This window comes from Knoellia flava TL1 (assembly GCF_000768675.1).
In the GTDB taxonomy this organism is placed as follows: Bacteria; Actinomycetota; Actinomycetes; order Actinomycetales; family Dermatophilaceae; genus Knoellia; species Knoellia flava.
In genome coordinates this window covers 19,960-27,927 of sequence record NZ_AVPI01000036.1, presented here as the reverse complement: position 1 = coordinate 27,927, position 7,968 = coordinate 19,960, and the positions used below count along the sequence as shown (strand labels likewise).

The following is a 7,968-nucleotide window of genomic DNA, read 5'->3' as shown; positions in this document are numbered from 1 at the left end:
CGGCGGCGCCGGCACCGACGCCTCCGGCCGCGACCGAGCCCACGCCCACGCCTCCGCCGCCACCACCGGCCGCGCTCGAGGCGCCGGTCGCAGGCGGGCCGGTGAGACCGGTCGAACCGGTCACGTCACCGTCGGAGCTGATCGGGTCGAGCTCGTGGTCCGGGTCCGGGTCCGGGCCCTCCGGGTCGCCGATGGTGATCTCCTCCGGCTCCTCGGGGTTCGGGATCGGGATCTCCTCGCCGCCCGGGTCGCCGCCGGGCCCGGTGGGGTGGATCTCGTAGACGGGCTGGCCGTAGGCGCCGACGTGGTAGCCACCGCTCGTCGACGGCGTCGACGTCCCCGAGGGGTAGTTCGTGCTCGGACCGGGACCCGAGGGAGAGTACGGCGCCTGCTTGTCCTGCGTCGTGTCGATCGGCATCGTGCCCGTGGCGGTCCTCGTGTCGGCGCCGAGCTGGTCGAGGACCTTCTTGGCGGCCTGGTTCCGCTGCTCCCAGAGCGCGTCCTCCGCCGCGGCTGCTGCCTCGGCGTCGGGGACGCTGTACTTCTCGCGGTTCTCGGCCGTCGGGAGGTAGGGCGCGGGCAGCCGGGTGTGGTCGGCCGGGTCGACGTAGGTCGAGATGCTCGCGACGTCGGAGTACCACGCCGCCTTGGCGTCACTGATCGCCTGGTAGACCTGCCCGAGGCTCGTGTCGACGTCGCCGATCTTGCTCGCGTGGCCGTCGAGGGTCGTGCTCAGCTTCTCGAGGCTCGACAACGCGGCCTCCGCCGCGGGCCCCTGCCACCCCTTGCCGCCGTCGCTCGGGGCCTGGAGCTCGGTCCGGACCTGCTGGACGTCCTTGGCGAGGTCGTCGAGCTTCGTCTTCGCGGCGCGCCAGTCCTCCTGCGTGAGGAAGATGGTCGAGGTGCTCGAGGAGAAGACCTTGAAGAGCTGGCGCTCGTAGTGCTTGGCCTTCGGGTTGAGCGTGGGGCCGCCCCCGCCGCCGTCAGCGATCAACACCATTGCTGTGCTCCTTCGTCAGGGCGGCGACCCCATCCGTCGCCGCCGCCTGTCCGTGCGTGTTGTCGAAATCCTGTATGCCGTCCGTGCCGGCATCGTGCGTGTTTCCATCTCTCGCGGCCTTCGCCCCACCTGTCCGGAGCCGCAGGGCGACGGCGGCCCCCAGAACGGCGAGGAGCGCCAGGCCCACGACGAGCAGGACGAGCCCGGAGCCGCCACCGACCCCCTCCTCACCGGCCGCATCGACCGACCCGTCGGTGGCGGGCTCGGGGGCCTGTGCACCTGAGGGCGACGCGCTCGCCGACGGGCTCGCCGACGCGGGGGGAGCTGCACCGGCCGCGGGCGTCACGGCGGCGATCTCCTCGGCCGTCGGCTGGACCACGCCCTTGTCGGCGACCATGGGGTTCGTGAGTGGCAGCCCGTCGACATCGAGCTTGACGGCGTCGGCCGGGGCGACGATGCCGAACCCGTAGGACTCGGTCTTGCCGGTCGACGCCGGCAGGTCGTCGCCCACTCGGCGGAACCAGGTGAAGTACTTCCCGCCCTCGGCTCGCATCCCCACCGCCTGTCGGGCAGCCTGCAGCACCTGGTTGCCGGTGGCCTCCGGGTGCGCCGACCACAGGGCGGCGAGGCCGCCGGCGGTGATGGCGGTCGCCTGGGAGCTGCCGTCGGAGATCCCGTCGCTGCGCCATCCCGACGGCGTCCAGGTGCCGGTGGCGATCGCAGTCCCCGGGGCCGCGAAGTCGACGAGGTTGTTCCTGCGGGTCGCGCTGTCGTCGAGGTTGCCCTTGGCGTCGACGTGCGTCACGGTGACGACACCGTTGCCGAGCCCGGGCCACCGCACCTGCCTGGTGTCGTTGTTGGTCGAGGCCACGACGATGGCTCCGGCACGGTAGGCGTCGAGCAGTGCCGGGACGTAGTCGTTGCTGTAGTCCGTGCTGAGACTGATGCTGATGACCTTGGCGCCGTCCGTGACGGCCTGGCGAATCGCCTTCGCGGTGGCGTCACCGACGACGTTGACGCTCGGGTCCTCGAGGCCGCAGCTGAGCTTCTCTGGATCCCGGGGGTCACCGAACGTCACGGCATAGTGACGCAAGGTCGCCTCCGGCGCGATCCCCGTGATCCCCCGCCCGCCGCGGGCGGTGCCACGACCGCTGCCGACGATGAGCGAGGCCATGCTCGTCGCGTGGTCGGCGAGCACACCCTTCACCGTCGAGGGCCGGACGCCACCACCCGGCGCGAGGCACGCGGTCGTCGAGGAGGCGACCCTTCCCTCGAGCTCGGGGACGCTCGAGTCGATCGGGCCGTCGATGAGGGCCACGGTGATGCCCGAGCCCTTGCCGGCTCGGTTGAGCTCGTCGACACCCATCGCCGTCCGCCACCACTGTCCGTCGTCCAGCGGATCGGCGCTGGCCGCCGGAACGCTGGTGACCGCCCCCACGGCGACGGCGAGGGCCGCGGCAGCGTGGGCGATGCGTCGTGGACGGGTGGAGCGGCGAGGCATGGTCACTGCACGTACGGCGACTGCGGCTGGCCCGAGGTGGCGTCGTAGGTCGTCGTGTCGGGGTCGTCGTCTGCGGGCGGGAGGTCGCTCGTCGGCATCTCCCCCTCGGACTGGGTGTCTGGGTTCTCGCCGGTCGGGATCTCGTCACCCTCGGTGCCGGTCTGGCCGGGCTGGCCGCCCTGCTGCTGCTCTTCGGCCGAGTCGGCGGTCTGCGCAGCGGTCTGGGCGGACTCGGTCGACGAGGCCGTCTCGTGGTTGCGGGTGCTCTCGAGCGGCCCGTTCTCCCAGCGCTGCCACAGCTCGACGAACGCGGCGCCCGCCTGGTCGTCGCGGTCCTTCATCTGCTGGGCGGAGGTGCGGATGCCCTGCGCGACGGCGTCGAGGTCGGCCTTCGCACCTCGCATCGTCTCGAGGTAGATCGTGCGGACCTCCTCGAAGACGGCGCCGTAGGAGGCGAGGACGGGAAGGTCTCCGAAGGTGTCCTTGTCCGCGAGCGCGTCGCGGATCTTGCGGACGCCCTCGGTGGAGTCCGTCTCCCACTTGGTCTGCTTGGTGTTGGCCAAGGTGGTCATGGTCTCGGTCGGGTACTCGACCTCGTCTTCGCCTGCCACGGCTGGTGCCTCCCCTGAACGTTCTCGTGTGCGTCGCTGGTGACGCGGTCCGTGCCGGCACCCCGTCGCAGGGGTGCCGGCACGTCCGTCACGTCATGACCCGGGGGTCAGGACCAGCTGTTCTTGTTGCGGAGCTCACCGGCGAGGTAGGCCTCCTTGGACTGCTCGACGGCCTTCTTGATGTCGAGGAGCAGCTCGTTGAGGTCCTGGACCTCGGTGCCCCACTTCTTCTTGACCTCCTCGAAGGCGCCCTTCGCGCCGGCTTCCCACTCCCCCATGTGCGGGCGGAGGTCGCTCTCCATGTCGGAGACCTTCGACTTGAGGTCGTTGACACCCTTGACCATGTCCGCGATCAGCGTGTCGAGACCGCCACTGCCGACCTTGATGTTCTGGCCGCTCATCACTTGCCCCCCATCTGCGAGGTGTACTTGCTCAGCAGGTCGGAGGACATCTGGTCGTCCGACGTGTACTGCTTGTCGTTGCTCACGAGGTTCTCGCGGAAGTGGTCGAGGATGTCGACCAGGTCCTTGGCCTGCGTGGTCCACGCCACCTGGACGTTCTGGAACGCGCCGGCTCCGGCACCCTCCCAGTGCGCCTTGACCTGCTCCATCTGCCCCTGCAGCGTGTTGAGCTTCTGCTTGAGGTCAGTCCGTGCCTGGTCGACGATCTGGGCACTCTTGGCGATGGAGCCTGCGCCGACCTTGATGTTCTGGCTTCCCATGTCACTTCCCTTCTCTCTTGGTCCCATGGACCTCGCGGTGGTCCTCCCGACCACTCATGGTGGTTGGACCCCGGCTCTGCACGTCCCCCGAAGTCCTGACAGGGATGACCATACGGGGGCAGTTGCCGGTAACCAATGGGGAGAACTCCCCGTCTATGCTCGGTTCGACCTCGGGTGGACCGGGGAGCCAGCAGGTGTGCACGTTTCGGGGAGGAACACTCGTGAGCCAGAGCGCGGCAGCGTCGCTCGTCAGGCTGTCCGTGTCGTCGGGGACCAGACGAGCCGACCTCGGCATCCCCGGGTCGATCCCGGTGGCCGAGATCATCCCCGACCTCGCCCGGGAGCTCGGCGTCCTCGAGCCGCACTCCGCCAGCCTGGGCTACCGGCTGATGCGCGCCGACGGCTCCACGGTCGACAGCGACAGAAGCCTTGCGGCACAGGGCATCGAGGACGGTTCGGTCCTCGCGCTCGAGCCCAACCGCGTCGACGGTGACAAGGTCTACGACGACGTCGTCGAGGCCGTCGCGGACCTCGTCGAGACCCAGTTCACGCCGTGGACCGCAGCCAACAGCGCGGGCACCGCCGTCGGCGCCTCGGTCGTCCTCTTCGTCGCAGCGGCATACGCGCTCTTCACCGCCCGCGACAGCGGCCTCCTCGTAGCCGCGCTCTCCGGTGCGTGCGCGCTGCTCCTCGTCGGTGCCGCCGCCGTCCTCGCCCACGTGCGCAAGCAGCCGGCCGCCGCGGTCGCCCTCGCGCTCACCGGTGTCGTCTACGCGGTCGTGGCCGGCTACGCCGCGGTCCCCGAGGCGCGCCTCTGGGGAGAAGGACTCCTGTATGCCGGCGCCGGGGCCACCGTCGTCGGCCTCCTCGGCGCCGTGGCCGTGACGCGGCACCGCCTCCTCGTCGGCTCCACCGCGGTTCTCGGTCTCGCGATGGTCGTCCTCGGCGCCCTCACCCACACCGTGGGATGGGACATGACGACCGTGGCTGCCGCGACCTTCGTCGTCGCCGCACTCGTCGGCAACGTGCTCCCCTGGGTCGGGATCTCCACGAGCCGGCTCACGACCCACCCGCCCAAGACCGACCTCGAGATCTTCGAGGACGTGCCCGAGGTGCAGCGCGAGGACGTGCGACGCCAGGTGGCCGCCGGGCACGAGCTCATGGTCGCCCTCGGCGTCGCCAGCTCGGCCGTCATGGTGCTCTGCACCCCGCAGCTCGTCTCCTCGGGTGCCGCGGGCGCGCTGCTCGCCTTCGTCGGATTCGTCGTCACCCTGCTGCGCACCCGGCACAGCCGCACCCGCACGACGGTGCTCATCGCCATGGTCGGGGGCATCGTCGGGATCGCGGCGGCGTCGGTCGCGGCGGCCCAGACCCACCCCGACTGGCGACCGCTGCTCGCGCTCGGGCTCGCCGGTGCCGCCGCCGTCGTCGTCGCCCTCGCCCTCGTTCTTCCGCGCACCCGGGTCCAGCTCGGCCGGGTCGCCGACGCCGTCGAAGGCGTCGGCCTGGTCGCCCTGCTCCCGCTCGCGGCGTTCGCCGTCGGGCTGCTCTGAGAGGGCGCGATGGCGACCAAGAAGGACCTCGTCGAGGCCCAGTCGTTCAGCAAGCGGCGCCTCACCACCGCCTTCGTCAGCGGCAGCCCCGGCGGCCGCGAGGTGGAACCCCACCGCCCGATGAAGGCCGTCATCGGCGGTCTCGCGCTCACCGTCGTCCTCGTCCTCGGCAGCATGGCCTTCGGCTGGCTCAAGGGGTCGCTGCCGCAGGACTGGGGTGACAACAAGCTCGTCATCGCCAAGACGAGCGGAGCCCGCTACGTCTCGATCAAGGAGACGCTGCACCCGGTGCTCAACACCACGAGCGCCCGGCTGCTCATCCCCGCAGGCGGCTTCGAGGTCATCACGGTGGCCGACGACAAGCTCGCGAAGCAGAAGCGCGGCGCCACGATCGGCATCCTCGGCGCACCCGACTCGCTCACTCCCCCCGACGCCCTCACCAACAGTGGCTGGGTCTCCTGCCTGGGCAGCGAGGGCGGCGTCTCGACCGGCGTCGGCCCCTCGGTGCGCAGCACGCCGGTCGACACGGGCGCGACGGTCGTCACGACCGACAAGCAGACGTTCGTCATCGCGGGCGGCATGCGCTACCCCGTCGCGGCCGCCCACGTCAGCGCCGTCATGCTCGCCCTGGGCCTCGACGGCGAGCCCCGCCAGGCGGCACCCGCCGTGTGGACCAACCTCTTCGCCCTCGGCCCGGCACTCCAGCCACTGCGCCTTCCCGACTTCGGCAAGCCCGCGCCGGGCCTGCCCCCGGGTGCCGACGTCGGCTCGGTCCTCGCCGTCGGCAACGCCGGCCAGGAGGCACGTCGCTACCTCGTCAACCAGGCCGGCGAGCTCGAGCCGCTGCCCGACCTCGCCCATGCCCTCTATCGCATCGGCTCAGGGAGCACGACCGAGGACCTGCCGGTCACCCCTGCCCAGGTCACCCAGCTCGCCGTCCGCCCGCAGCGCGTGGCGCCGCCGGCGTGGCCCGCCGACCTCCCGACCCCCGTCGACCAGGCGCCCTGCGCGACGTTGACGACCGCCAGGGGTGCCGAGCCGAAGGTGGCGCTGTCGACCTCGACGACGGTGCGCCCCGAGGCGGGCACGACGAAGGCCGCCGTCGACCTGGGCACAGGAGCCCTCGTCCGCGCCGTGGGCGCCGGATCCCCCTCTGCCGGGCCGCTGCTCGCCATCGACCAGACGGGCACGTCCTACGCTCTCGACGCGTCGACCCCCGACCTGCTCCAGCGGCTCGGCTACTCCCCGGAGGACGTCGCCCCGGTGCCGCAGTCGTGGGTCGAGCTCTTCCGCACCGGCCCCGAGCTGAGCGTCGAGGCCGCCCGGACCACCGTGGCCGCCGCGTCGTGACCGGGCGTCGCACGACGGTCGTCACCGGGGTCCTCGGGATCGTCGCGGCGGGTCTCGTGGGGCCGGTCGCCACGCCGCTCGCGGCCCCGGCGCACGCCGAGGTCCGCGAGTGCACCGAGGGCGTCACCCGCTTCGTCCCCCAGCCCCCTCCTGCGCTCGAGCGCCTCGGCGCACGCACCGCCTGGTCGCTCTCGCGGGGTCGGGGAGTCGTCGTGGCCGTCGTCGACTCCGGCGTCGCCGCGACCAACGTCCACTTCCCCAAGGGGTCGGTCCTCCCCGGCCGGAGCTTCGTCGGCGGTGCGGCGACGACCGACGAGAACGGGCACGGCACGGCGATCGCCGGCATCATCGCCGCCCGCGACATCGGCGAACGGTCCGGCGTCGTCGGAGTGGCCCCGGCCGCGACGATCCTCCCCGTCAAGATCACCGGTGGCGAGTCCGGCGGCGACGAGGAGCAGCAGCGCTCGGCCAACCTCGCGCCCGCCATCACGTGGGCCGTCGGTGCCGGCGCCGACGTCATCAACCTCTCGCTCTCGACGACCGCCGACCGGCCGGACGTGCGCGCCGCCGTGCGCGGAGCCGTGCGCGCGGGCGTCGTCGTCGTGGCCTCGGCGGGCAACCGCGAGCAGGCCGCCGACGCCAGGGACGGAGTGCGCTACCCGGCGGGCTACCCCGGGGTCATCGGTGTCGCCGCGACCAACGCCGCCGACGTCGTCACCGAGAACTCCATCCGTGGCCCGCAGGTCGACCTCGTCGCCCCCGGTGACAACGTCGTGACGACGAACCGCGCCTGGGGCGACTGCGTCTTCTCGCAGGACCAGCAGTCGAGCAGCTATGCCACCGCCTACGTCTCCGGGGCCGCGGCCCTGCTGCGCGAGCGGCTCCCCCGCGCCTCCGCCGCGGTTCTCGCCCACCGTCTCGAGGCGACCGCGTCACGCGGCTCCCGCACGGTGCGCAACGACACCTCCGGCTGGGGCGTCGTCCAGCCCTACGAGGCGATGACGACCGTGCTCGACGACACCGTCGCCGGTCCCGTGGCTCCCGGCGGGGTCGCCCGTCCCACGCCGCCTCCAGAGGTCCGGGCGGTCGACCTCACGCCCGCACCCGACCCGCGCGAGCCCGACCGGGGCGCCGTCCTCTGGCTCCTCCTCGGCGTGGGCGCGGCCGTCCTCGCCCTCGGCATGGCACGCATGCTCCGCCTCGACCGCAGCGCCTGAGCCGCGCCGTCGCGC

7 protein-coding genes and 1 pseudogene are annotated in these 7,968 nt (G+C 72.3%); 3 read left to right on the top strand and 5 right to left on the bottom strand.

The window, feature by feature from the left end:
* The 5 genes and pseudogenes from N798_RS17440 to N798_RS12075 all read right to left on the bottom strand — a co-directional run.
* A pseudogene (locus N798_RS17440) lies at positions 1-1,000 on the bottom strand (hypothetical protein); the annotation flags it as partial.
* Positions 984-2,501 carry a S8 family peptidase gene (locus N798_RS12090; protein ID WP_035948829.1) on the bottom strand — a complete coding sequence of 506 codons (1,518 nt, stop codon included), beginning with the start codon at positions 2,499-2,501 and terminating at the stop codon, positions 984-986. The pseudogene N798_RS17440 and the gene N798_RS12090, both read right to left, overlap by 17 nt.
* A 2-nt stretch (positions 2,502-2,503) precedes the next feature.
* Entirely contained in the window at positions 2,504-3,112 is a 609-nt protein-coding gene (locus tag N798_RS12085; protein ID WP_035948827.1) for a hypothetical protein, read from the bottom strand.
* Positions 3,113-3,219: 107 nt separating this feature from the next.
* Positions 3,220-3,513 (bottom strand): WXG100 family type VII secretion target, encoded by a 294-nt coding sequence (locus tag N798_RS12080; protein WP_035948824.1) that lies wholly within the window; start codon positions 3,511-3,513, stop codon positions 3,220-3,222.
* Positions 3,513-3,833: a WXG100 family type VII secretion target gene (locus tag N798_RS12075; protein ID WP_035948823.1), complete on the bottom strand. Its 321-nt coding sequence runs from the start codon at positions 3,831-3,833 to the stop codon at positions 3,513-3,515. Before N798_RS12075 ends, N798_RS12080 begins: the two co-directional genes overlap by 1 nt.
* A gap of 221 nt (positions 3,834-4,054) precedes the next feature.
* On the opposite strand from N798_RS12075, the gene eccD reads away from it, so the two are divergent.
* From eccD to N798_RS12060, 3 genes are read left to right on the top strand one after another with little or no spacing between them, the layout of a single operon-like run.
* The gene (gene eccD, locus N798_RS12070) at positions 4,055-5,386 is read left to right on the top strand and encodes a type VII secretion integral membrane protein EccD (protein ID WP_035948821.1); all 1,332 of its coding nucleotides are present in this window, start codon (positions 4,055-4,057) and stop codon (positions 5,384-5,386) included.
* Positions 5,387-5,395: 9 nt separating this feature from the next.
* Positions 5,396-6,736 (top strand): type VII secretion protein EccB, encoded by a 1,341-nt coding sequence (gene eccB, locus N798_RS12065; RefSeq protein ID WP_035948820.1) that lies wholly within the window; start codon positions 5,396-5,398, stop codon positions 6,734-6,736.
* Positions 6,733-7,953: a S8 family serine peptidase gene (locus N798_RS12060; RefSeq protein ID WP_052117271.1), complete on the top strand. Its 1,221-nt coding sequence runs from the start codon at positions 6,733-6,735 to the stop codon at positions 7,951-7,953. The genes eccB and N798_RS12060 overlap by 4 nt, the downstream gene beginning before the upstream one ends.
* Positions 7,954-7,968 lie beyond the last annotated feature (15 nt).